This window comes from Oceanobacillus saliphilus (genome assembly GCF_023522835.1).
GTDB lineage: Bacteria > Bacillota > Bacilli > Bacillales > Amphibacillaceae > Oceanobacillus > Oceanobacillus saliphilus.
In genome coordinates, this window is record NZ_JALCZU010000001.1 from 630396 (window position 1) to 655737 (window position 25342).

24 protein-coding genes are annotated in these 25342 nt (G+C 38.7%); 12 read left to right on the plus strand and 12 right to left on the minus strand.

The features are described from left to right. On the plus strand, positions 1–804 hold the full coding sequence (locus tag MN204_RS02735; protein ID WP_249869531.1) for an ABC transporter permease: 804 nt from the start codon (positions 1–3) through the stop codon (positions 802–804). Beyond that, complete coding sequence (locus MN204_RS02740) at positions 801–1871, plus strand: ABC transporter substrate-binding protein (protein WP_249869532.1); 1071 nt, start codon at positions 801–803, stop codon at positions 1869–1871. Before MN204_RS02735 ends, MN204_RS02740 begins: the two co-directional genes overlap by 4 nt. 63 nt (positions 1872–1934) lie before the next feature. Here MN204_RS02740 and htpG read toward each other — a convergent pair whose 3' ends face one another. Beyond that, positions 1935–3812, minus strand: coding sequence for a molecular chaperone HtpG (htpG, locus tag MN204_RS02745; RefSeq protein ID WP_249869533.1), 1878 nt, complete (start codon positions 3810–3812; stop codon positions 1935–1937). 167 nt (positions 3813–3979) lie between these two features. Between htpG and MN204_RS02750 the strand changes: the two genes are divergently transcribed. Further along, on the plus strand, positions 3980–4684 hold the full coding sequence (locus MN204_RS02750) for an NAD-dependent protein deacylase (protein WP_249869534.1): 705 nt from the start codon (positions 3980–3982) through the stop codon (positions 4682–4684). A 166-nt stretch (positions 4685–4850) separates the two neighbouring features. Here the strand turns inward: MN204_RS02750 and MN204_RS02755 are convergent, their stop codons facing one another. Next, positions 4851–5459, minus strand: coding sequence for a YpjP family protein (locus tag MN204_RS02755; protein ID WP_249869535.1), 609 nt, complete (start codon positions 5457–5459; stop codon positions 4851–4853). A gap of 280 nt (positions 5460–5739) precedes the next feature. Here MN204_RS02755 and MN204_RS02760 point away from each other — a divergent pair, with 280 nt between their 5' ends. Further along, positions 5740–6180, plus strand: a complete 441-nt coding sequence (locus MN204_RS02760) for a VOC family protein (RefSeq protein WP_249869536.1) — start codon at positions 5740–5742, stop codon at positions 6178–6180. A 180-nt stretch (positions 6181–6360) separates the two neighbouring features. On the opposite strand, the gene MN204_RS02765 is transcribed toward MN204_RS02760, so the two are convergent. The 4 genes from MN204_RS02765 to MN204_RS02780 form a co-directional block, all read right to left on the minus strand. Then, entirely contained in the window at positions 6361–7005 is a 645-nt protein-coding gene (locus MN204_RS02765) for an FMN-dependent NADH-azoreductase (protein ID WP_249869537.1), read from the minus strand. 155 nt (positions 7006–7160) lie between these two features. Then, the gene (locus MN204_RS02770) at positions 7161–8102 is read right to left on the minus strand and encodes a ring-cleaving dioxygenase (protein ID WP_249869538.1); all 942 of its coding nucleotides are present in this window, start codon (positions 8100–8102) and stop codon (positions 7161–7163) included. A 76-nt stretch (positions 8103–8178) separates the two neighbouring features. Then, on the minus strand, positions 8179–8616 hold the full coding sequence (locus MN204_RS02775) for a MarR family winged helix-turn-helix transcriptional regulator (RefSeq protein WP_249869539.1): 438 nt from the start codon (positions 8614–8616) through the stop codon (positions 8179–8181). Positions 8617–9122: 506 nt separating this feature from the next. Continuing rightward, positions 9123–9668, minus strand: a complete 546-nt coding sequence (locus MN204_RS02780) for a hypothetical protein (protein WP_249869625.1) — start codon at positions 9666–9668, stop codon at positions 9123–9125. A 294-nt stretch (positions 9669–9962) separates the two neighbouring features. Here MN204_RS02780 and MN204_RS02785 point away from each other — a divergent pair, with 294 nt between their 5' ends. After that, complete coding sequence (locus tag MN204_RS02785; protein WP_249869540.1) at positions 9963–10772, plus strand: YitT family protein; 810 nt, start codon at positions 9963–9965, stop codon at positions 10770–10772. Between the two features lie 119 nt (positions 10773–10891). Here the strand turns inward: MN204_RS02785 and MN204_RS02790 are convergent, their stop codons facing one another. The 6 genes from MN204_RS02790 to MN204_RS02815 form a co-directional block, all read right to left on the minus strand. After that, on the minus strand, positions 10892–11071 hold the full coding sequence (locus MN204_RS02790; protein ID WP_249869541.1) for a hypothetical protein: 180 nt from the start codon (positions 11069–11071) through the stop codon (positions 10892–10894). 5 nt (positions 11072–11076) lie between these two features. After that, a complete protein-coding gene (locus tag MN204_RS02795) occupies positions 11077–12522 on the minus strand; it encodes a DEAD/DEAH box helicase (RefSeq protein ID WP_249869542.1) in 1446 nt (481 codons plus the stop codon). Positions 12523–12708: 186 nt separating this feature from the next. Continuing rightward, positions 12709–14778 (minus strand): cation:proton antiporter, encoded by a 2070-nt coding sequence (locus MN204_RS02800; protein ID WP_249869543.1) that lies wholly within the window; start codon positions 14776–14778, stop codon positions 12709–12711. A 310-nt stretch (positions 14779–15088) separates the two neighbouring features. After that, a complete protein-coding gene (locus tag MN204_RS02805; protein ID WP_249869544.1) occupies positions 15089–16597 on the minus strand; it encodes a malate:quinone oxidoreductase in 1509 nt (502 codons plus the stop codon). A 350-nt stretch (positions 16598–16947) separates the two neighbouring features. Beyond that, a complete protein-coding gene (locus MN204_RS02810) occupies positions 16948–17643 on the minus strand; it encodes a copper homeostasis protein CutC (RefSeq protein WP_306798554.1) in 696 nt (231 codons plus the stop codon). A 110-nt stretch (positions 17644–17753) separates the two neighbouring features. After that, positions 17754–18671: a DUF7916 family protein gene (locus MN204_RS02815; protein ID WP_249869545.1), complete on the minus strand. Its 918-nt coding sequence runs from the start codon at positions 18669–18671 to the stop codon at positions 17754–17756. A 660-nt stretch (positions 18672–19331) separates the two neighbouring features. Between MN204_RS02815 and MN204_RS02820 the strand changes: the two genes are divergently transcribed. From MN204_RS02820 to MN204_RS02850, 7 genes are all read left to right on the plus strand, one after another. Further along, entirely contained in the window at positions 19332–20795 is a 1464-nt protein-coding gene (locus tag MN204_RS02820; RefSeq protein WP_249869546.1) for an ABC transporter permease, read from the plus strand. A gap of 30 nt (positions 20796–20825) precedes the next feature. Then, positions 20826–21497: an ABC transporter ATP-binding protein gene (locus tag MN204_RS02825; protein ID WP_249869547.1), complete on the plus strand. Its 672-nt coding sequence runs from the start codon at positions 20826–20828 to the stop codon at positions 21495–21497. Next, the gene (locus MN204_RS02830) at positions 21490–22977 is read left to right on the plus strand and encodes a PASTA domain-containing protein (RefSeq protein ID WP_249869548.1); all 1488 of its coding nucleotides are present in this window, start codon (positions 21490–21492) and stop codon (positions 22975–22977) included. Before MN204_RS02825 ends, MN204_RS02830 begins: the two co-directional genes overlap by 8 nt. Positions 22978–23139: 162 nt before the next feature. Then, the gene (locus MN204_RS02835) at positions 23140–23649 is read left to right on the plus strand and encodes a YfiT family bacillithiol transferase (protein WP_249869549.1); all 510 of its coding nucleotides are present in this window, start codon (positions 23140–23142) and stop codon (positions 23647–23649) included. 250 nt (positions 23650–23899) lie between these two features. Further along, positions 23900–24058 carry an aspartyl-phosphate phosphatase Spo0E family protein gene (locus tag MN204_RS02840; RefSeq protein ID WP_249869550.1) on the plus strand — a complete coding sequence of 53 codons (159 nt, stop codon included), beginning with the start codon at positions 23900–23902 and terminating at the stop codon, positions 24056–24058. A 159-nt stretch (positions 24059–24217) separates the two neighbouring features. After that, positions 24218–24760 carry a PadR family transcriptional regulator gene (locus MN204_RS02845; protein WP_249869551.1) on the plus strand — a complete coding sequence of 181 codons (543 nt, stop codon included), beginning with the start codon at positions 24218–24220 and terminating at the stop codon, positions 24758–24760. Positions 24761–24776: 16 nt separating this feature from the next. Continuing rightward, positions 24777–25271 (plus strand): DUF4188 domain-containing protein, encoded by a 495-nt coding sequence (locus MN204_RS02850; RefSeq protein ID WP_249869552.1) that lies wholly within the window; start codon positions 24777–24779, stop codon positions 25269–25271. Positions 25272–25342: the final 71 nt, after the last annotated feature.

The window sequence follows — 25342 nt, forward strand, 5'->3', positions numbered from 1 at the left end:
GTGGAAAAAAAATCATCTCCGATAGCAAATCTATTTTTGATGATTATCTTTTTCATCCTGTATGCACCAATATTTTATTTGATTTTCTATTCCTTCAACAGTGGTGGTACGATGAATAACTTTGAAGGATTTACATTGGAATGGTATAGGGAGCTTTTCCATGATACAAGGCTGTTGATCATTGTTCTGAACACATTGGTCATTGCCTTATTGTCTGCGCTCATTGCAACGATTATTGGCGTACTTGGCGCTATCAGCATCGGTAACTATAAAAAAAGACATTCTCAAAATGCGTTGCTTGCCGTAAACAATGTATTAATTGTAAGTCCGGATGTCATCATTGGTGCATCATTCCTGATTTTGTTTACGATGGCAGGAATTCAGCTCGGATTTTACTCTGTTCTGCTGTCTCATATTGCATTCAGCATTCCGATTGTCGTATTGATGGTGCTTCCGAAGCTGCTGGAAATGAGTCCTACATTAATCGATGCGGCGCGTGATCTCGGAGCAAGTCGCTGGGATGTACTGACAAAAGTAATTTTGCCGTATATCTCCCCTGGAATCGTTGCCGGGTTCTTTATGGCATTGACCTATTCACTTGATGATTTTGCAGTTACTTTTTTCGTAACCGGTAATGGATTTTCCACACTTTCCGTTGAAATCTATTCCCTTGCACGACGAGGCATTTCGTTAAATATTAACGCACTGTCGACAATTATGTTCCTTGTGACAATCATGATGGTCATTATCTATTACTATCTTACTCAGCGCAGTGGCACGAAAGGAGTTGGCTTTAGAAGATGAAGAATCTCATGAGAGCATTCCTTAGCGTGTTATTTGTTTGCCTGATTCTTATTGTCGTAATCAATCGTCTAAACACTGTGGCAGGATTTTCTGGCGGAAATACGTTGACCGTTTTTAATTGGGGAGATTATATTGACGAAGAGCTGATCGACCTTTTTGAAGAAGAAACGGGAATAACGATTGTTTACGAAACGTTTGACTCCAATGAAGCGATGATGACAAAAATTCAGCAGGGCGGTACGACGTATGATGTTGCCGTTCCATCTGAATATATGGTCGAAAAAATGGTGGAAGAGGACCTGCTAATCGAATTGGATCATTCCAAACTGCCGAACATGCAGTATATGGACGAGAGATTTATGGACCTTCCATTTGATCAAGGAAATACCTATTCTGTTCCCTATTTTTGGGGCACCGTCGGAATCATTTTCAATCCGACATTATTACCTGAAGGCGAAGTAATTTCTGGATGGAATGATTTATGGGACCCAGCGCTTGAAAATCAGATACTTCTTATCGATGGGGCACGGGAAATTATCGGAATGGGCCTAAACAGCCTTGGATATTCCTTGAATGACACGGACCCACAGCATTTGCAGCAAGCATTGGCAAAGCTTAAAGAGTTAACACCTAATGTAAAGGCCATTGTCGGCGATGAAAATAAGATGCTGATGGCGAATAATGAAGCTGCCATTGCAGTCGGATGGTCCGGTGATGCAGCAGATATCATGTGGGAAAATGAAGCTATTGACTACGTTGTTCCTGAAGAAGGTTCTAACTTATGGTTTGATAATTTTGTCATTCCAAAAACCGCACGAAATGTCGATGCCGCACATGTGTTCATTAACTTCTTGATGGACCCTGAAGTTGCAGCACAGAACACGGAATATGTGAGCTATTCCACACCAAACAAAGAAGCACTCAAGTATATGCCAGAAGATATGGTTCATGATGAACGATTCTATCCTGAACCGGAACTGACGGAAAGGCTTGAGGTTTACGAAAATCTCGGCCAGCGGAATCTGGCACATTACAATGAATTGTTTCTGCAGTTTAAAATGCATTGATAATCAGAAAGCTAAAAATCCCCTTGCCAGAATAATATAGTCAAGGGGATTTTTAAAACTTTATTAAACCATTACTTTACAAATATCATTCGTAAATTCGATAGGATCGTTGATTGGCAGTCCTTCGATAAGAAGTGCCTGGTTGTACAGCAAGTTTGTGTACAGTTTTAGTTTATCTTCATCCTGACTTTGAGCATTTTTAAGTGTCTCGAATATTTCATGGTTGACGTTGATTTCGAGAACTTTATCAGCTTTTATATTTTGATCGTCCGGCATTGCATTGATGATTTTCTCCATTTCAAGAGAGATTTCACCGTCAGCAGTCAGGACTACCGGATGTGATTTCAGTCGTTTGGATGCTCGTACATCTTTAACTTTATCTGACAAGATGCCCTTCATTGCTTCGAACAGATCTTTGTTTTCCTTTGCTTCTTCCTCTGTAGAATCTTTATCGTCATCCTCAATTCCCAAGTCACCGCTTGAAACGGATTTGAATTGCTTTTCTTTATAGTTCATCAGCATTTTGATTGCAAATTCGTCAATCTCATCTGTGAAATACAGGATTTCATAGCCTTTATCTGCAACAAGTTCTGTTTGCGGAAGCTTTTCTATTCTTTCATTGGAGTCACCGGAAGCATAGTAAATATACTTTTGGTCCTCTGGCATTCTGGAGACATATTCCTCGAGTGTTACGAGTTTCTTTTCTTTGGATGAATAGAACAGCAACAGGTCTTGCAGCAGTTCTTTGTTTTGGCCGTAATCACTGTAGACGCCATACTTCAATTGTTGGCCAAAGGATTTATAAAATGTTTCATATTTTTCTCTTTCATCACGCAGGAGACTGAGCAATTGTGTTTTTATCTTTTTGTTGATATTTTTGGCAATAAGCTTCAGTTGTCTGTCATGCTGCAGCATTTCTCTGGAAATATTGAGAGAAAGATCCTCAGAGTCTACCATCCCTTTTACAAAGCTGAAATAGTCAGGGAGCAGGTCAGCACTTTTTTCCATAATTAAAACGCCGTTGGAATAAAGCTCGAGCCCTTTTTCATATTCTCTCGTATAGTAATTATGTGGAGCATTCTCAGGAATATAAAGGATCGCATTATATCGTATCGTTCCATCAACATTAATATGAATATGCTTTAATGGTTTATCAAAACCATAATGTTTTTCGTTGTAGAAGTTTTCGTAATCCTCATCTGTAAGCTCGCTTTTATTCTTTTTCCAAATTGGTACCATCGTATTTAGCGTCTGTTCTTCAATCACATCTTCGTATTCATCTTCGCTGTCTTCTTTCGGCTTGCTTTCGACAATGTCCATCTTAATTGGGTAGCGGATAAAGTCGGAGTACTTTTTGATAATCTGTTTCAGGCGATACTGCTCCAGAAACTCGTCGTAGTTCTCATTCTCGCCATTTTCTTTAATATCAAGGATGATTTCCGTTCCTACATCGCTCTTTTCTGCAGGTGTAATCGTATAGCCATCAGAACCTTTTGATACCCATTTAAATGCTTCATCACTATCGATTGATTTACTGATAACTGTTACTTTTTCAGCCACCATGAAGGCAGCATAAAAACCAACACCAAATTGACCAATAATATCATGGCCATCCTTGATTTCATTTTCAGATTTAAATGTGTGTGATCCACTTTTTGCAATGACACCAAGATTACTTTCCAGATCCTCTTTCGTCATTCCGATACCGGTGTCTATAACCTTCAACGTTCTGGTATCTTTGTTTGCATCGATTTTTATGTAGTAGTCATCTTTATTGAACGTCAGATTATCGTCAGTCAATGCTTTATAATAGATTTTATCAATGGCATCGCTGGCATTGGAAATAAGCTCTCTAAGGAATACTTCCCGCTGCGAATAAATGGAGTTGATCACCATATCCAATAATTTTTGGGACTCTGCTTTAAATTTTCTCTTACCCATTTTTTACTCTCCTCCGTAATATTAGTTAATCTTTTAGCACTCTCACACTAAGAGTGCTAATCCCTATATTCTTAATAACATATCCACTTTTTCATGTCAATAATAATAGCTGTGTAAACGGGTATCATTGTATAATAAAACCAATCAACAGCTGCGGAGGGAATACCATGTTGAAAAAATATCTAAATGAAGCGCATTATACCGTTGTCTTTACCGGAGCAGGGATGTCGACGGAGAGTGGACTACCTGATTTCCGTTCTTCCAACAATGGTTTATGGAAGAAAAAGGACCCGAGTAAAATTGCCAGTACAGATGCATTGAACAACAATGTAAAGGAGTTTACGGCGTTTTATCGCGAACGTGTCCTTGGCGTGAAGGAATACAAGCCACATAAAGGACATTTTATTTTGGCTGAGTGGGAAAAGCAGGGGATCATACAGTCCATCATCACCCAAAATGTAGACGGCTTTCACCAGTTGGCAGGCAGTAAACGGGTAGCAGAGCTCCATGGCACATTGCAAAAACTGCATTGCCAAACATGTGGAAAGGTTTTTGACAGTAAGGAATATATTAAAAATGAATATCATTGTGATTGCGGCGGTATCCTGCGTCCATCCATCGTATTATTTGGAGAAACATTACCTGAGGACGCTTTCCAGGCTGCATTTGAGGAGTCACAACGAGCCGATTTGTTTATCGTCTTCGGTTCGTCCTTAAGCGTTACTCCAGCGAATCAATTTCCGCTGATTGCAAAGGAAAATGGTGCCCGTTTAGTAATTGTAAATCAGGAAAAAACGGGAATGGACTTGTATGCAGATTACGTCGTCAATGACGAAAAGATTGGAGATTTGTTAGAGGAATTGGATAGATAGATGAGTGGGCTCTACTGTGGGAGTGGGTGGGTCTCCCGAGTTTGGAGATGGGCTCTCCCGTTTGATGGGGCGTGTCTCCCGTTTGATGGGGCGTGTCTCCCGTTTGATGGGGCGTGTCTCCCGTTTGATGGGGGCTCTCCTTGTGAGAGCCCCCAAACTCGTTATTTTAAGCCATCCACTTCGGTGGAGTATTCTTTTCCCAAAAGATTTCTCCAAGATTGTAATGTTCTTTAAACCCGTCGTTGCTTAGATGATAATGAAAGTTAAAGTAATAGCCTTCCAATGGTCGATTATCGCGGCGCACGTGGAATTTTGCTACATCTTCATCTTTCTTGTTATCATACACATTAAAAATACGTTCCCCATAACCTTTCGCGGGTTCCTCTGTGATTGCAAAATAAGTATAGTCATCGGAAGCATTCTCTTCCACAATCGTTTGCAGTACGGATTCGATATTTGGAAGAATGATAGAAGTAAATTCATCTTCCACTCGATCAGCAATTTTGGGTCCAAATTTCGTAATGGTTTGTTCTTTCGCTTTTTCAGTAAGCTGATTGACAACATAATCTCTGCTGGCAATCTCTTCATGAGCTATATTAAAATCAATCTGCTCTGCTTCCGAAGACTCGGACACAGTTTCATTAACATCCGCATTTGAGGAAAAAGTATCCTCACTTTCATCCGTATTCATTTCCAGCAGGGCGGTCGGTGTATAAATGCCCAATGTAGCAATGGTAATAAGGACAACTGCTATTTTTCTCATCCAGAACTTCATAGAAACCCCACCTTCCTTGCTATCTCTCTATATAAATTTTACCATGAACGAAAAATAAGTCTATTATATTTTAAACTTTTACTTAAGTTTTACACAATTTCGTTCTATCTTCCTATCTTCTTGGAAGTTCATATAAAGTTATTGATTACGCTTAAAACATGAACAAGCGACCCGTTTCATTTAAATGGTAATAAAGTAAAAGAAGTATCTCTAAAAAAAGGAAATTGAACTATTTCATAGAATTAATAAATAGATATCATCTATAAAAGGAGTGTCTCTAATGAATCGGTTAAATTTAATTACGTTAGGTGTCAAAGATTTGGTTGAATCTATTCAATTTTATCGTGATGGTCTAGGGTTTGATGTTGTGGTCTACGGAGATGAAACAAATCCCGATTTCGTTTTCTTTAACAATGGTGGATCGAAAATATCACTTTTTCAAATGGATGAGCTGGCGAAGGATATCAACGCAGAGGAACCACCTGTCATTACCGAAGGATTCGGTGGCATTACACTTGCCTATAATGGGAAATCAAAGGAAGAAGTCGATGAAGTGTTTGCATTGGCTGAAAAGGCCGGGGCTAAAATTGTGAAACATCCCCAGACCGTCTTCTGGGGTGGATATAGCGGTTATTTTCAGGATCCGAATGGTTTCTATTGGGAAGCCGCGTATGGGGAAATGTGGGAATTCGATGAGAATGATATGCTGATTATTAAATAAATGTATTTGTAAAAGTGGGGCAGTTTCTGCTGACGGGCCCTGTTTTCAAGTGGAAAATAAAGGCGCTACAAACAAAAAGAAAATGTTGTGAATAAAAAAAGAAAGTCTACAAAGGCCAGTGACCAGCAACCTTTGTAGACTTTTCCCTATTCTAATAAAACTATTAAATAATAACTTTAATTATGCTTTAACAGTTAACTCTACTAAACGTTGTGCAGAAGCTTTTACTTCTTCCATTCCTGCAGCGATAATTTCTTGCACTTGATCAGGCTTCGCAGCGTGACCTTCGATAATCACTTCATCAATGATTTGCATACCGAAGACTCCACCGAATACGTTGCGCATATAGTTAACTGCCATTTCCATTGGAGCTGCTTCTGGTGCGGAGTAAGCCCCGCCACGAGCGTTTAGGAAAATAGCTTTTTTATCAGTCATTAATTGAATTGCGTTGCCCTCAGCGTCATATTTAAACGCAAATCCTGCAGCATAAATATAATCGATAAATGTTTGTAATTTAGCTGGAATGGTTAAATTCCATAATGGGAATGCAAATACGACTACGTCTGCAGCTGTGATTGCATCCATTGCTTTTTGTTTTGCAGCTAAAAGACGTGATTCAATGTCTGTTAACTCGCCACCATTTTCTACTTTTCCGAAAGCGTTAAAAAGATCTTGTCCAAGGTAAGGTGTGTCTTCTTCAAACACATCGTAAGTTGTTACATTTACGTCTTTACCTTCTAATTCAGTGATAAACGTTTCGTACATTTTACTAGAAATTCCCTCTGTTGACGGGCGGTTATTTGCTTTTACTACTAATATATTCATATTTAAAAAATCTCCTTTTTTATGCCTAGTATCTTCTCGTTGACTCCTAGCACCTAATATTAAATCAATAATCTTCATTTAGAAATATATGATTTAATTGTATTTTAATACATTAAAAATTATTATCAACTAATATGCTTCAACCATTTTCTTTTTCACTCATCAATAGGATTCAGAGTTCCTTCAATCTCTTTACGACGTTCTTCTAAAAATGGTGGTAAATCAAGCTTCTCTCCCAAATGTTCCACCTCTCCATCGATCGTAAAACCTGGTCCATCGGTGGCAATTTCAAAAAGAATACCATTCGATTCACGGAAGTATAAGCTCTTAAAGTAAAATCGGTCGACAATTCCTGATGAACTGAATCCATGTTGCTTCACTTTTTCTTCCCAATAGAGTAACTCACTCTCGTTTTGAACCCGTATAGCTAAATGATGAATACTTCCGCGCCCTGGTCTTTCTGTTGGACCGTCTAAATACCTTACAACGATTTCACCAAAAACCTCTCCTTTGATGGATTGAAAAATCGCTTCATGATTCTTTCGACTTATTTCTGTATAGCCAAACATGTCTGTAAGGGTGCTGGCAAGTTTATCGAGTCTTCTTACTGTTATTTCCACGGAACCCATTCCTTGAATTTGATGTTCGGCAGGCACCTCAGATTTTTCCCATGTTTCCCAATGTGCAGCTTTTTCACCGTTAGAAACAAGTAGTACCATCTGTAAACCTTCTGTATCTTCAAATTTTAGAGCTGGATGATTAGCATAAGATGTAATCTCCCCATGTTGTACACCATGCTTCTCAAAACGTGCTTTCCAGAATAATAGGCTTGCCTCTGACGGAACAAGTAATCCGATTCTCGTTATCGCATTTGTACCGCGATATGTCTTTCCTACTAGTGGCATTTCAAAAAAGGATAGTTCCGTACCTGGGCTGCCAATTTTATCCCCATAAAATAAGTGATACATCGATGGGTCATCTTGGTTCACCGTCATTTTCACCCGGCGTAAACCAAGTACATGACGGTAAAAGTAATTATTTTGACTTGCATTTTTTGTAATCATTGAAATGTGATGATGTCCTGGAATTTGATACATTGATAACTCCTCCTTCATCTTACTAGTCAAGTGATAGTTTAAAAAAATAATAGAATGTCATTTGTGATTCAAACGTTTAACTTTCTATTTTATTTTCTGTATTTTTTTGTAATTTACTCATGAGCATATAAAGTGTTTTCTGCTCTTCTTTTGTCAAGCACTCATTGACAATAGTCGTTTGGAAATTAAGTTGGTGTTCAAAAACTTCTTGTATTTTTGCTTCTCCCTTTGAAGTAAGGGTAATCCATTTGGTTTTCCAGTCCTGTTTACGCTGAATATATCCCTCTTGCTCAAGTCGAGTGAGCATACGTGAAATCCCGCCCTCTGACACCGTTACCTTCACGGCAAGTTGACTTTGCGTAATCGGCTGATACGTAGAGATTTGGATTAATACATCAAACTGTGCAGCCGTAATATCAAACTGTTTCAAGAAATGATTCGATAGTAAATTACTTTGATGCGTAAATCGAGTGATACGTAGCCAAATTAGGGAACCGAGTGTATTTTTTTTCAAGTAATGCTCACTTCCTTTCGTTACTATCACTTTACACCTCAATTGAAGAAAATGCAAGAAAAATTATCTTTAATTAAATATATCCTTTATAAATCTCTAATTTTCATGCGGACCTATTCTTCTTTTTAACCCTAAAAAATCAACTTATATCGGGATTTCCAGAGGTCTCTGTCAACCATTAACGCACTGTCTAAAGTAAGGACTAAAAATAAGCGTTTTAATAAATCTTGATGTAACACCAAAAAGAAAGAGTCTGATACTTCGATTATATGTTTTAAATGGAGAAGTCCATTCTTGCAGAAAACTATGATGCTGACCCCGAATAAACTATAAATTATTTCGCGACCTAAGTATATTGGTTTAATTTCATAAAAAAGGAAAGAGTCAAAAATCTTTCATCAAAAGAATGATAAGTAGTCCTGCGACATATTTACTCTTTGAACAAAAGCCAACACAGCCGCGGGGGCCGATGTTGGCTTTTCCTATGGGATCATCAATGACGTTGCTTATTTCCATACTTTTGCATATTTCTTTTGATACTTCGGATCTTGCTCTATCTGTATCAATTCGTGGGCGACTTGTTTTATTTCTTCCTTCTCCGTCGCATCATACAGGTTTCTTAGTCCTTGAATAATGTCAAATCGAATCAGTGTATGATTTTTTTCATCCTGGCAATTTTTGAATCGGTCAGAAACATGCTGAATCACCATTTCTTGTTGTTCATCACCAGCCAGTCCAACCTTCCATATGGATTGCAATGCGTGCCTTGCAGTAACGAATTTCTCATCCTTAGTAACTTGCCAAAGAGCTGGAAAATCTGACATAATCCGTTTATCAGGATCGCTTTTAGCCAGTCCAGCCAAAAACTGTGCACATCGTGATCGCTTATGGTTGTCCGATGAACGAAGACCTTTTACAAGCTCATCCCACACTTCATAAGCCCATTCAACCTTATGGTCAATTTCTTTCATAATATGGTTGTACGCTTCATATTGTATGTTTTTATCTTTTACTTCAAGATTGTCGAAATCGTTCTGTATGTTATTATCCATAATAGATACATCTCCTTTTTGCATATCATTTAACCCCTTACGTACGCATAGTATTCTATCTAAAATCATACCATATGTTCGTATGGCCGGCATTTTAGTTCATTAGTTTTAAAAAAATGCGCAGAATAGAAATAAAATATCCTCATAATTACTGACAGAAATACATTTTTCGGATAATATATATAATCTATTGGTTTGAAAACTTAGCTAATCCCTTAGCTGCACTTATGCAACTAAGAACACAAAAAATCCTCTCTCTTCATAAGTAAATCACATATTTCAGGAGGTATACGTATGGTTAAAAATCTTATGGTTATCATTGGTTCACTTATTATTGCATTCGCGTTTAATTTTTTCCTTGTACCTTTTGAAATATTAAGCAGTGGTATTAGCGGGGTCGCGATTTTGATTGGGATCCTTACCCCATTTAATATAGGTATATTGAATTTCATTCTGAATATACCATTACTTATATTAGGCTACTACAAGCTTGGACGAGAAATTACGATCAATACATTGGTCTGTGTCATTACACTTTCGTTCTTCTTATATATCCTGCCAGTAGTCTACTTAACAGACAATATTTTGCTGGCAGCAATTTTCGGTGGGGTAATTAGCGGAATCGGTATTGGTATGATTTTGAAGTATTCGGGTACATCAGGTGGATTGGACATTATCGCTATTATTATTTCACGTACTAGTAATGTCAGCGTTGGCCTGCTTCTAACGGCAATGAATGGTGTTATTGTGCTCATTTCCGGTTATGTTTTTGGATGGGATATCGCATTATATACGCTATTGTCTATCTATTTAACCGGACGGATGATTGATAAACTCCATACCAACCATATTAAATTGACCATGCAGATTGTAACGACAGAAGGGGAAGCCATCCGTGAAGAACTTTTACATTCCATCTATCGGGGGATTACCATTACAGAAGGGTATGGCGGCTACACGAAAGAGTCAAAACAAATCCTAATGATGGTAGTGACCCGCTACGAAACATTGCAAATTAAACAAATTGTTCGCTCACATGATCCGAAAGCATTTATAAATGTATTCGAAACGGTGGAAGTTGACGGTGAATTTGCCAGGAATTAAAAGAGAGAGAATCCAAATGTTGATGGATTCTCTCTTTTCTATGTTCACTTAAATTTTAAACTGGCGAACCAATCCATTCAGTTCTACTGCCATTTTAGATAGATGCGCAGTACATCATGCTATTGCATCCATGGAATTATTTGCTGTTCTGTAGATGCAGCAATTTCCTGTACACCTGCAGCCGCTTCTTTTGAAACAGAGGCAATTTCTTCAATTGCTCCACTCATTTGCTTGAGAGTTTGTCTATTGAATAGTCGTTCAACTTTTTCGGTCTTTTTGTAGACTCCAGGTTCCATCAACTTTTTTACTTATTGGCCTCATAGACTTTCAGCTGCTTCCCTTTTACGGTTGTCGTTTTCATCATCTTCAACACGAGTGGGCCTTTACCATTTAGTATTTCCACATAGGAATTTGTATCCATAATCGTAATGATACCAATATCATCAGCAGTCACACCATCAATCTTAGCAATTGTTCCGACGAAATCGACCGCTCTAAGTTTCTTTTTCTTGCCGCCATTAAAATATAATTTCATAATTTGTTTATTTAATTGATCAATTTTTGACTTTTTAACTGCTTGATACAGGTTCATCTTTTCCTGAAAGGCAGATCGTTTTCGAGTTACTTCCTCTTTTGATGGAGGTGCGACTTTCGGTATTCCGAAACCAATATAGTCTTCAATTTCTTTCAAAAACCGGTCCTCAAATGGGGTAACAAGTGTGATTGCTTTTCCCTTCTGACCTGCACGTCCTGTCCTCCCGGTACGATGGACATAACTTTCTTTTTCTAAAGGCAGGTCATAATTGATCACATGTGTAATCGAATCGATATCAATCCCTCTGGCAGCTACGTCTGTTGCAACTAAATAGCGAAATTCACCTTTTCGAAAGCCATTCATGACAACAAGTCGCTCATCCTGTTCCATTCCGCCATGGATTTTATTACAGCTGTAGCCTTTTCGTTTCAACTGATCTGACACCGTGTCCACCCGATCTTTGGTACGGCAGAAAATGATACAGCTATCCGGATTTTCCACGATGGTTACGTCTGTCAGTATCTTGAATTTATCCACTTCTGGAACCTCATACAGGGTATGCTCTATTTTTTCTGTTGTAAGTCCAGTTGCTTTAATCGCAATATCGGTAGGTATTTTCATATACTTATGGGCTAATTCCTTCACGGCCTCCGGAAGTGTTGCCGAAAATAGCATGGTCACGCGGTTTTTTGGCAGCTCTTTTATAATTGCTTCGACTTGTTCGATGAAGCCCATGTTAAGCATTTCATCCGCTTCATCAATAACCAGATAGCTAATTTCATCCAACAGTAAGGTACCTCTTTCAATGTGGTCGGAAACACGTCCCGGAGTCCCAACGACGACATGTGTTTTTTGTTTTAATTCCGTCTTTTGAATGGCAATCGGTTGTTTCCCATAGAGTGCTGTGGCCTTAATCCGTTTGAACCTTCCAATATTGGTGAAGTCCTCCTTCACTTGAATAGCAAGCTCTCGTGTCGGTGTTAAAATCAATGCCTGTGGTTTATTCTCTTTCCAATCGACCAATTCACAAATTGGAATGCCATAGGATGCGGTCTTTCCACTTCCAGTTTGTGATTTTACAACAAGGTCTTTCCTATTTAATGCAAGTGGAATGACTCTCGTCTGTACCTCTGTCGGTGTATTGTATTCTAATCCTTGTAATGCTTTTATTATTTCTTCACTTAATGGATAATCTGTAAAAATTGGTTCGCTCATATTTTTGCCTCATTCTTTAACGTATTTTCCTTATTATTCACAGTGATATTGTTTCATTATACAAGTTAGAATGAACTGGTAACCATTCTTTTATCCAAAAATTAACCATTACTAAATACGCAGGGAGTTTAAATAAAATATACAACCTTGCATGTCTACTGCACTTTAAAGAAGCTTTCACTACATCTAATTCCCATCATAATCTTTTCTGCGCAATACTTCTTTAGGAACTTCAATTCCTTTGGCTCCTCTTACATCGATATCCAGTTCTTCTCTTGGATAGAAAATGATGAAACTCTCCGGTTTGATTACCGCTAATTGCTTCGGTAATTCTTCCAGCTTCGGATGCCAGGCAACCGTTCCTCTTCTGGCACTTAATATGATGACGAGATCATCTTCCTTCAAGTCACCTGAATAGTTCTCCTGCAATGCTGTCCAGCCCTCCACTCGTTGTACAATCGTTGGGGGGTTCGGCTTAACTTCCTTTAAATGCCGTTCGTAAATAGATTCCGAGCCTTTAATAACGTATACCAGTAAAGTGGCACTGAGTTTGGTTGTAAGCATTTTAATTCTTCGGAGTGCTTCTTTAAATCCCGGTTTATGGTCCGCACCAAAAGGAATAATTAAAACTACTCGGCTAGTCATATTCAATGGGTGATCAAGCTTCGTTACCAAGATCGTGTGGTTTGTCTGTTCAATTAGCCGATCAAGAACACTTCCAAATAGTTTGTTGGAACTCCTTTCAGCGTTCCAGCCCATAACAATCGTATTAATACGCTCTTCTGCAATGGCTCTGATAATTCCATCTGTTACATTATTGTCTACTTTCGTTACTAACCTGACCGGAATCTCAGCACTTGATGCGTGTGTTAACGCATGCTCAAGCATTTTTTCCGCCTTTGCAACTTCGGCTTCCACCGACTTCACATTTTTGGATACGACTGTTAAAGGATATAAGGGCTGATCTTCCCCATTTGGTTGTTTAATCATAAATGACAAACTCATTAACGACTGGGCAGTTTTCGGATTGGAAAGAGGGATTAAAATACGCTCAGGACCCTGTTTAACTTCAAATTCTTTTGTATCTTCTTTTAATGCAAGGTTACGGCCATGTTTTTCGACCAGGTATGGGCCAATAAAACAGGTTATCAGAATCATAATAATAACACCATTCACCGTTGCCTGATCAAGAAGGCCGACTTCAAAACCAACCAATGTGGATGCCAGCGTCGCAGCCGCCTGCGGAATCGTGAGCCCGAAAACGACTTCTCTTTCCGTTTGGGAATAGTTGTAAATCTTACTGATTAAAAAGGACGCCAACCATTTTCCGATAAATACCGAAAGCAATACACCTATCGTAACAAGCCACGCCTTTGGATTGGAAAATAATACGCTTAAGTCCATCAGCATACCGACAGATAATAGAAAGAACGGAATGAACAACGCGTTTCCAATGAAACGAATACGATTCATCAGTGTTCCATGATCAAGTACAAAACGGTTTAAAGCCAATCCGGCAAGAAACGCCCCTATAATCGGCTGCATATTGATCAGCACTGCGAAACAAGCTGAAATGAATAAAATCACCATGACAAATGTAAAGTTTGCAACCCCATCATTCAGAGAGTTACGGAAATACCACCTGGATATGATTGGTGTTCCCCAAAGTACAATAAACACAAACACCGTTAAAGAAATGATCATCTCGATCCAGAACTGATAGGATAACTGACCCTGCGCGGCACCGGTAATGACAGCCAACACCAATAAGGCAAACGTATCCGTCAATAATGTACCACCGACTGCGGTAGTTACTGCCTTATTTCTCGAAACGCCGAGTCTGCTTGCAATCGGGTAAGCTAACAACGTATGAGAGCCGACAATCGAACCGATGAGGATAGAGGCAAGTAAACTATACCCGAGCATCAGACTTACTGCTGTACCCAGGATGAGTGGAATATTGAAGGATAGTGACCCGAACAGGATGCTTCTATTTCGATATTTTTTAAAACCATCCAGGTCAAGTTCAAGCCCTGCAATGAAAATAATAAACAAAAGCCCTACCGTGCCTAATAAGACAATGGTTTGATCTCTTTCCAAAAGATTCAACCCATTCGGACCAATAATTACCCCAGCCAATATAGGACCGACAATTCCCGGAATTCGAAGTTTATTCATTAATAGAGGTGATAAGAAAAAGATTAACATTGCTATAGCAAAAATAATCACTGGCTCTTCAATTGGAAATTGGATCATACATGGTCCCCTTTCTCCTGTTTGCACAATATGTATTAGAGTTTAAACATTACCTTAATATTTTTCTATAATCAATAGTAAACTAAATTCCACGATTTTGCGCTCGACAAAATATTAAGATTGTATTAATTCATCTTCCGCGCCGATAGAATAAGTTCAAACAGGTAACTGGGCTGCGACAGTTGGAGAAGTAGTGTTCACATTTAATATGATTCTCCATTGATTGCTAACTATGAGCACAAAAAACCCTTCATCCAAAGATAGATGAAAGGTTCCATTTTATATTGATGCTGTTATGGTGACCAACAACTTATGAAGTAAGCAAGACAGGTTCTTTTTCAACTAGACTAAGTGTATCTTGGATAGATGCTTCTATTTCTTTATAAAGCGCTGGATTTTCAGAAAGCGCTACGCCATACGAAGGTATCATTTCTTTGACTTTTGGTTCCCAATCTTTCAGTTGTTCTGGGAAGCACTTTTCCATTACTTCGAGCATCACATGTACTGCAGTAGATGCTCCTGGAGACGCACCTAATAATGCAGCAATCGATCCATCTGCAGCACTTACAACCTCCGTACCAAATTGAAGTGTTCCTTTGCCGCCAGATTCTGTATCTTTGATTACTTGCACACGTTGACCGGCTACGACAATATCCCAGTCTTCACTTTTCGCATTTGGAATGAACTCCCGTAATTCGTCCATACGCTTTTCATTGGATAAAACAACTTGCTGAACGAGGTATTTCGTCAACGGTACCTCTTTCAAACCTGCTGAAAGCATGGTTAGGAGATTATTCGGTTTTACAGAAGTTGCTAAGTCAAGCAAGGAGCCGGTCTTTAAAAACTTCGGTGAGAAGCCTGCAAAGGGGCCAAATAGCAATGATTTTTTCCCGTCGATAAATCGTGTATCGAGATGCGGAACAGACATAGGTGGAGCACCTACTTTAGCTTTCCCGTAAACTTTGGCATGATGCTGTTCGATCACTTCCGGATTATTGCATACCATAAATAGTCCACTTACAGGGAATCCACCAATTTGTTTCGATTCCGGAATACCTGTTTTTTGAAGTAGATGTAGACTTCCTCCGCCACCACCGATAAAGACGAATTTGGAAGTATGGTATTCGATTTTTCCGTTCTGCCTATCATGGACTTTTACTTCCCATACCCCATCGCTGTTACGCTTGATATCCTCTACACTGTGCTTGTAATTCACATCCACACCTGTGCTCTGTAGGTGTTCAAACAGGATGCGTGTTAAAGCACCGAAGTTTACATCTGTTCCTGAGTCGATTTTAGTTGCAGCAATCGGTTCATCTGATGTACGGCCATTCATGATGAGTGGCATCCATTCCTTTAGTTTTTCCTCTTCATCGGAAAACTCCATCCCCTGGAATAATGGATTAGTTGATAGCGCTTTAAAACGGTTTTCTAAGAAACGAACATTTTTCTCTCCCTGCACCAAACTAATATGTGGCAAGGCTTTAATAAAGTCTTGTGGACTATGAATCAAGTTGCGGTTGACCAGATAAGACCAAAACTGTCTCGAAATCTGGAACTGTTCATTAATTTTTACAGCTTTAGAAATGTCGATAGATCCGTCCGGTTTTTCAGATGTATAGTTAAGCTCGCATAAAGCTGAATGACCCGTACCTGCATTATTCCATTCGTTAGAGCTTTCTTCTCCAGCTTTGCTTAGTTTCTCAAACACTCTGATTTCCCATTCTGGTGCTAATTCTTTCAGTAATGATCCTAATGTAGCACTCATCACTCCAGCGCCAATTAAGATAACGTCTGTTTGCGTGTGTTTATTACTCATTTTATCCTTCCTTATCCCCTAAATTTACGAAATGATTAAACCGTCTTGCTTCGGAGTTATCCAAAGACAAGTGTAAGAAAAATACATAACCCCTTATCTATTAATTATAAACCTATTGTGGAAATTTTTAAATATCAATAGAGTAAAAGCTACTATTTTGTTCTATAAACTAATGAGAGACGGATAAAACAGCAATTTCTTTAAGTATGAAAACAAATAAAAAGCAGAGCCTTCATTTTTTTGGTTTAACACGGGTAGTGGGATAATCATTGAGTCTGGGACAGGTTTACTGTCTCAGACAGTGTCCGGCCAACCTCCCCGTCCCTCCGTCCTCACGTCCCCACATCGCACTACAAATTCATTCGTACCCGTTCGATTGCACTTTGTGAAAAGCCGTTCGAAAATACGCCATCTACTCTTACTGCACTTCCAAAGTGATACTGCTCTGCACCTACCGATTGATGGATGTCGGCAATGTTTTCTGGTGATAGACCTGAGCCTGGCATGATACTCGGACCGTGTTCTACGTTAGATAATTTTACTAGTTTTGCCAGTTGCTCTTTGCCTTTTTCACAAGTTAGTTCTCCACCTGATGTTAATATCCTTCTTACATGCTGCTTGTATTTGAGCAATGTATGATATGCCGCTTCCTGTGATTGCACCTCATCAAACGCCCGGTGGAAGGTTATATCAATATATGGGAATTGCCGAATAATTTCCCTAAGCATGACCTCATTTACCGTACCATTCTTATGAAGTGCTCCGAAGACAATTCGTTTGCCACCAAGTTCCACAATCATCCGGATATCTTCACAAATCACCTGAAAATCGTCTTCTGAATAGCAGAAATGATAGCCATGGGGTCTGACCATGATTTGTACAGGGATTGTCACACTTTCTAGCACCTGTTTAATCGTTCCATAGCTTGGTGTGAGACCGCCCTCTTTCATTGCGGATACCAGTTCCAATCGGTCCGCTCCTAGTTTTTCTGCTTGAATCGCATCTTGCTTATTTTGAATGATCAATTCCAATTTCATATTCTTCATCAACCTCTTCCCAAAATTTTAGCTTAGCCATCGTACCGTTCCATCTTTTACAATGAGCAAAAGAGACAATCTCTTAAAATTGTCTCACATGTTGAAAAATAAGTTGCTTTCTAACGTTTCACAGATGCTGCCATTCTGACATAAGTATGCCGTCTCCCGCGAATAGCGATAGAATAGGTCATAATGTTTTCTGGGACCGCAATTCCGTAATAACCTGTATCTCCAATATGATAAATATCTGCACCAGCCATTTTACTATTAAGCGCAATTTGGCGTATCGTTGCCTCGTCTGCCCCTTCTTGGCTTGTGCCAATGGTGAGCATCGCCAGCGCACCTTTTGAATGAACAAAACGAACATATTTTTGGGCTGTATCCAGGGTGATTCCAGGTACTGTTCCAGGAGCAGGCATTAAGATAACATCAGCACCCGCTTCAACAAAACGAGCTAGAGCATCTTCTGAAACAATGCTACTCCCTGTTTCGTTTGCAACACCAGCACCATGCATCTTTCCAGCTATAATTAATCCTTCATCACCAAAAACCTCACGAGCCTTCCTAATGGCAACGACTGTTTCCTCATTGGTCACACCCGTTTTTGGATTCCCTGTTAAGCAAATAAAATCAAATCCTAATTTTTTAGCTTCTCTTAATGCTTCTTCCGTAGCCAATCTACCATTTGAAACTGCATCTAGCTGTTCAATTTGCTCAGCATTAAGGTCAACTGGTTCCAAATTTAGACCAACAGGGCGCCCAGTTAATTCTTTCATTTTTTGTATAATGGACTCATTCTCATTACATTCGTACCCCTCAACAGAAGGATGAAAAACGTCAAATACATTCAATAATAATAAATCAGCACCAAATGCAGCTGCAAGCTCAGCATTTGTGACACTAGGGATTAATGGTGCTACAGAAGTCATTGTCTCTGATAGCATGACCCTTCCTTCACATGCTCGGATTGATTGTTTTAAATCTTGACCATTCATTTTTTGAAAATCAGAAGCCTTACAATCTAATAGTCTTTTCACTAAGATTTCTCCTTTACACCACATATATGCTATTAACTCCATGATACTTCTAATTATAACACTTATTATTACAGCGCATATCCGTATAAACAGGGCAATATAATGCTAGGAATGACAGTCAACGTTTATAAAACTACTTTCGTATTTAAAAATTACATAAAGAAACCCGAGACAATAGTACTAGTTTTGTTGTCAGCTGATTCTGATTATCCATTTTATAGAATTGAATTGAAACTTTATACGGTGCTCATTCGTATATAAAATAGCAAAAATAATATGGGTATTGGGAAAGGGGGGGAGTTTAATGTACAAATGGTGAGAATGTAGAATAAAGCAGTCAATCAATTACTGTGATTAACGATAATTCAATATAGATCTTAAGGGGATGTGAGATAAATCGCATATAATGTAAGACCAGAAAGGCTGTCGATTCTTATCATTTTTTATCGGAGTCTTATGGCGTAAATTAGCAGATTATTGTGGAGGAACTTTATCTCTTTGATTTTATCTATTTTATTAGCAATAGGATAAAAACAGAATGAAGCGACAGACGTATCCAAAAAATGTACTTGGATAAAAGTTAACTATCATATAATATAAAAATAGGCTCATTTTTTTGAAAATTAAAACAGGGATGAATTTTTAGTGAGGGGGTTTGTTATGAATTTTATTAAACGTGGCTTTTTAAGTATTACTAGAAAGAAAGGGAAATCATTAATTTTACTTGCCGTTATTTTTATCTTAGGAAATTTAATATCAGGAGCAATTTCTATTCAACAAGCAACGGGTAATGTGGAAACGAATATTAAAGAAAGGCTAGGAGCCGCCACGACAGTTGAACTTGATTATGAAGCATTGGATGCTCTAAGCGAAGCAGATTGGGAAGGGTTCGAGATTCAAGACATAGGCGTGGATCTGATTAAACAAATTGGTGAGCTTTCCTATGTAAAATATTATGATTATAGTATGTCTACATACTTAGGATCAGAAGCAATCGACAGCTATCAGGGGGATATGGAGGAAGACTATATTCACCATGGACCAAGCATGGACTATATGTTGAAAGGAATTAACTATGCTCCAGTTCTTGATTTTGAAGAACAGAAGGGTAAATTAGTGGATGGTCGCGTTTTTACCCAAGAAGAAGTGGATAACGGTACCTCTGTTGCTATTATTTCAAAAAAATTAGCAGAGAAAAACAATCTTCATGTTGGAGATACCTTTACGTTAGCCAATGCGGTCTATACTTATGATAACGAGACAGGGGAAGAGGAATTAGTTACTTCGCGTGATGTCGTATTAGAAGTCATTGGATTATTTGAATCTCAATCAATTAGAGAAGATGCAGAGGTAGATCCAAGTCGTGGTATGTTTGATTTTATGGATATAGAATATCAAAATACCGTGTATGTGCCGAATGAGATTGTCATCAGTGAAACAGAATACCATTGGCAAGAGTACATGAAAGCGGATGAAGAACTTGCAGAAATGATGGAGGGGGAAGAGCAATCTTTCGAATATTACACCCCACTGTTTGTCTTAAATAGCCCTGAAGATAGTGACGCATTTGAGGAAGAGGTAATACCACTCTTGCCAGAACTCTATACAGTAGTCAGCGCTACGGATCAATATGATAGCATTGCTGGGCCGGTGGAATCGATGGCCAATCTATCAAAATATGTTTTGATAGCTGCAGTAATTGCAACGGTGCTGATTATTGGTTTAGTAGTTTTACTATTCCTCCGGGATCGAAAACGTGAATTGGGTATTTACTTATCCTTGGGAGAAAGCCGGAGCCGTGTTGTCGGGCAAATACTAATCGAAGTTATGGTCGTTGCGTTAATTGGTATTACTTTATCCTTATTTAGCGGAAACTTCTTAGCTGGACAAATATCTAATACGATGATGGAAGCAGATCATAATACGTCTTATGAAGAAGTTATGTATTATAGTCAAATTCAAACAGATGTGACAACAGCAGATGTCTTAGATTCTTATGAGGTAAAGCTTAATTCAAGCTATATTCTAGTCTTCTATGGAATCGGTCTGTTAACGATATTACTTTCAACGGCTATTCCGCTTATTTATATTGTAAGGCTAAATCCGAAGAAAATACTGATGTAATCGAAGTTGTACAAATAGAGAGGTGAGATGATGATATTAGAAGCGAAAGATTTAAATTATTATTATCAAGATGGCGAGGAGCGTCGTTATATTTTAAAAGATACATCTGTCTCTTTTGAGAAGGGTAAGTTTTATACGATTTTAGGGCAGTCCGGTTCAGGGAAAACCACCTTGTTATCATTACTTAGTGCCTTGGATTCGCCGCATAGTGGAACCGTTTTATTTAACGAGGAAGATATTAAGAAAATTGGCTATGAAAAATTTCGCCGTAATCATGTCGGGATTATTTTTCAAAGCTATAATTTAATCCCGACCTTTACAGCTGTGGAAAATGTACTGATTCCAATGTCGATTACGGAAAATGAAATTCCGGATGATGCAATGACAGTAGCTTATAATTTACTAGATTACATCGGGATTGTAAAAAACAAAGCAGATCGACCTGTTAATAAGCTTTCTGGGGGAGAGCAGCAGCGCGTGGCTATTGCCCGCGCGCTAGCAACCAATGTGGAATTAATTCTTGCCGATGAGCCGACAGGAAACCTTGATGAAGAGATGGAGCAGGAAATCATTAATATCTTTAAGAAATTGGCACATGAACACGGGAAATGTGTCATTGTGGTAACACACTCCAATGAGATTGCTTTGCAGTCTGATCAGGCTTTCCTTTTGAAGAAGGGTGTACTGTCTTCCCATGAGTGATTTTTTATCAAAATTTAATAAAGACAAGTACGAGGACCTGTTGAATGAACAAGAAGACAAAAAAATAAAAGATGGGAAAGATAAGAAAACGGAGAATCAAGAAGAAACAGAACCGCAGCAAAAGTTGGAAGAACAAGCTTCTGCTGCGGAACGGGAAGAAACAGTACCAGAGCGTGATATCCCGCATCATCCACAGTCTTCCTTTTCTAGAAACAGCCGACAACGGGATACGGAAGAAGAAGTAGAGATTGATCCGGAGTATCGAAGGAAAAAGCGACGTCAGCTATGGCTGATTATTTCAGGAGCTATCTTAGCTTGTATGTTGATTTTCTTCATTTACTATATGCTTGTCCATGTGAAGGTTGAAGATTTTGTGGGACAGCCTGTTGCAGAAGCTCGGGCTTGGGCGCAAGAAAATGATGTAGAGGTTGAATTAGTACAAGATTATCATATGGAACACGATGCAAATCAGATTATTTCACAAAGTGTATCTGCTGGAGACAAAATCAGAAAAGGGAAAACGCTCCAATTGATAAGCAGTTTAGGTGCTGACCCAGAAGAGATTATTCCACTTGCGAATTTTTCAGAAATGAGTCGAGTAGAAGCAGAGAATTGGATTGGTGAAAACAAGTTAGAAAACCTGCAGATGGTCACAGAGTATAGTGATGATATTGAAGAAGGTGCATTTATTAAGATTACTATCAGGGATAGTGGAATTAATGAATCAGAATACCAACGTAAACACAGTGCTGCCGTCTATTATTCAAAAGGGAAAGAAGTCTTCGAAAGGAATATCACGATACCTGAATTTACCGGCAATGCCAAGGAAGAAGTCGAAAAGTGGGCAGAAACCAATGAAATTGAGATGACGTATGAAGAGGCGGACTCTGACAGTATCGAAGCGGGATATATTATTAGTCAAAGTGAAACAGCAGATGGAAAAATCGCAAAAAGAGACAAGATGGAAGTTGTAGTATCTGTAGGTAAAGCGACAGTAGTTCCAAATTTTGGGGAACTGACTGCGGAGGAAGCTGCTACTGGTTACCCTGATTTAGACGTGACAGTGAAACAGGTATTCCACGCAGATGTTTCTTACGGAAGACTTATTTCACAATCTGTTGAGGCAGGTACAAAATTAACGGAAAAAGATGATCAGAATGTTACAGTTACTTATTCGCTAGGGAAGCCGTATTTAGGCGATTTTCGTGGACAATTAGAAGGTGAATTGCCAAGGTTATTTTTCGATCAATATCAATCAAAAGGTGCGGATATTAAATATATTGTTAAGTATGTCTATTCCCCGGAAGTAAAGGGGACAGTGATTGGCATGGGTAAATTTAATGAATTTGTACCATTGACTCATACAGTAGAGATTAGTGTTAGCAATAATGCTTCAGCACCTCCTAATCCACCAGCCTATGTCGAGGATGAACCAGACGGACCTATAGAAGAGGAAGATTTTGAAGACTATGTAAAATAAACATCATCGTGTGTTCAAAAAAGAATAAGTTCTGGTTAACCTTATAGTACAAACAGGTCCAAGTAGTTCTGTACTACGTTAAAAGGTTTACAAGAACTAAGTAAATTAGTAAATTATAGGTTAATGTCGAAATATAATATCATAGGGAAAGAGGGATTGAAAATGGATGTAAGATACCCAATTGGCAAATTACAAGTACCGGAAAAGGTAACACTTGAAAATATCCAAGAATGGTTAAAGCAAATCGAAACGTACACGATTCGATTAAGAGAAACGGTCGACTCATTAAGTAATGAGGAATTAAGCAAAACTTATCGTGACGGTAGTTGGACAGTTCGCGGGCTTGTTCATCACATTGCAGATTCTCAGTTGAATATGTTTCAACGTTTGAAATTAGCTTTAACAGATGAGAATCCAACAGTACCAAATTTCGATCAAGAAAAATGGGCTGTTCAACCAGATACAAAGCTTCCTATAGAAAGTTCTATTAAAATACTGGAAGGCATAAATGAGCGCATCGTATCTTTAGGAAATAGCTTAACTGAAGAACAATTAAATCGCATCTTTACTCACCAGATAAACGGTAAAATAACAGTTTCTACAAAGATTGCAAAATTAGCTTGGCATGAAGAGCATCACTTGGCTCATATAAAACTCGCATTATCAAAATAATATCGTTTTTTCAGGAATTGGCTTATCAAATATCGGTAAGCCAATTTTTTTATGTTCCTACGCTCCTGTTACTCCCTAAAACTAGATATTATATTATTTACATTAAGTAGTAGAAACCTTGTTGCCAACAAACCTTTCGGGTGACAACCTTAACCACAATGATGAAGCTTTTTTCAATTATTGTTTATTTATCAAGGATAATGGTTATATGTATACTATTATATTGATAGAAATAAGGTGAATGGTAAACATGGCTCCTCGTAAATCATTAGAGGTCCAAGTTGAGCAGTTGAGAAATAAGATGTACGAGGCATACAAAAATAATGAAAGCTATGACCGCATCATCAAGATTTCTCAAGAATTGGATAGATTGCTGAACAGACTGGAGACTCCCCGAGAATCGAAATAGACAATCGAAAAATAAGCGGCTTCCCTTGAGGAATGCAGCTTATTTTTTGTGTTAACAAAATGTAAATTTTTCCTTTTTTATTGTATTCCCTCTATAAATTGTAAATTTTTCATGTATAATATATCCAAAAGATATATATCATAATGATAGGTGATGCAGATGAAGAATAGTCATACGAAATACGCTATTATGGGCGTAATTACCGCCGGCTGTCGGACTGGATATTCGATTAAGCAGATGATGGACCAGAGCTTAACTCACTTTTGGAAAATCAGCTATGGCCAGATTTACCCAACATTAAAACAGCTCGTTGAAGAGAGGTTAGCTACTGTAGAAGACACGTTTCAGGATGGAAAACCGGATAAAAAGGAATACCGCTTAACGGAAAAAGGAGAAAGTGAGCTTCACGCGTGGCTGCAGGAACCGATAGAGGCATTGCATCAAGAGAAAAATGAGCTTTTGTTAAAACTGTTTTTCAGCGGAAGACAGAGCAAAGAAAGCACCCTTAACCATCTGACAGCCTACAAAGAGAAGCTGGAAGGAAGGCTGAACACGTATACCTCTATTGAAAATGGAATCCTGGCTAATGGTGAGGGTCTGGAGGATGCACCGTACTGGCTGTTTACGTTGGACTACGGAAAACGAGTGACACAGGCTGCGATGGATTGGTGTGACGATACAAGCAGCAAATTAAATCAATAATTGGAGGGGAAGAACGATGGGGAAGTTTGTTTTTCAAGGGAGACATACGACAGATAATGACAAGGATATGGTTGTATTTTTAATTGGCATGAGGATTAATAAACGACGCGCAATCAGCAAGTGGCTGCCCGTCATAATGGCAATGCCGCCAATGATCCGAGAACTTTATGAGAATAAAGAAGATCTTGGCTTCCTATCGACGGAAACTTACTTTGGCCTTCGAACGACCGTGATGATTCAGTATTGGCGTTCTGTGGATGATGTTCTTTCCTATGCCAAATCAGAAAAGCATTTACAAGCATGGAAGAATTTTAATAAACAGGTGAGGGGCAATGATGCTGTCGGTGTTTATCATGAAACCTATCAAGTAGAAAAAGGAAATTATGAAGCGATTTATGTCAATATGCCTTTATATGGCCTAGGAAAAGCAGCAATCCACCAACCGGTTACTCCAGAGACAAATTCAGCTAAGAAACGAATTTCATCGGAAAAAAATCTCTCCAAAAGCTAAAAGCTCCGTCCCCAGCTTTTTTGAAGAACGAAAGCCTTGGGGGACGGACCCTATTTTCCCATTTCCATCGT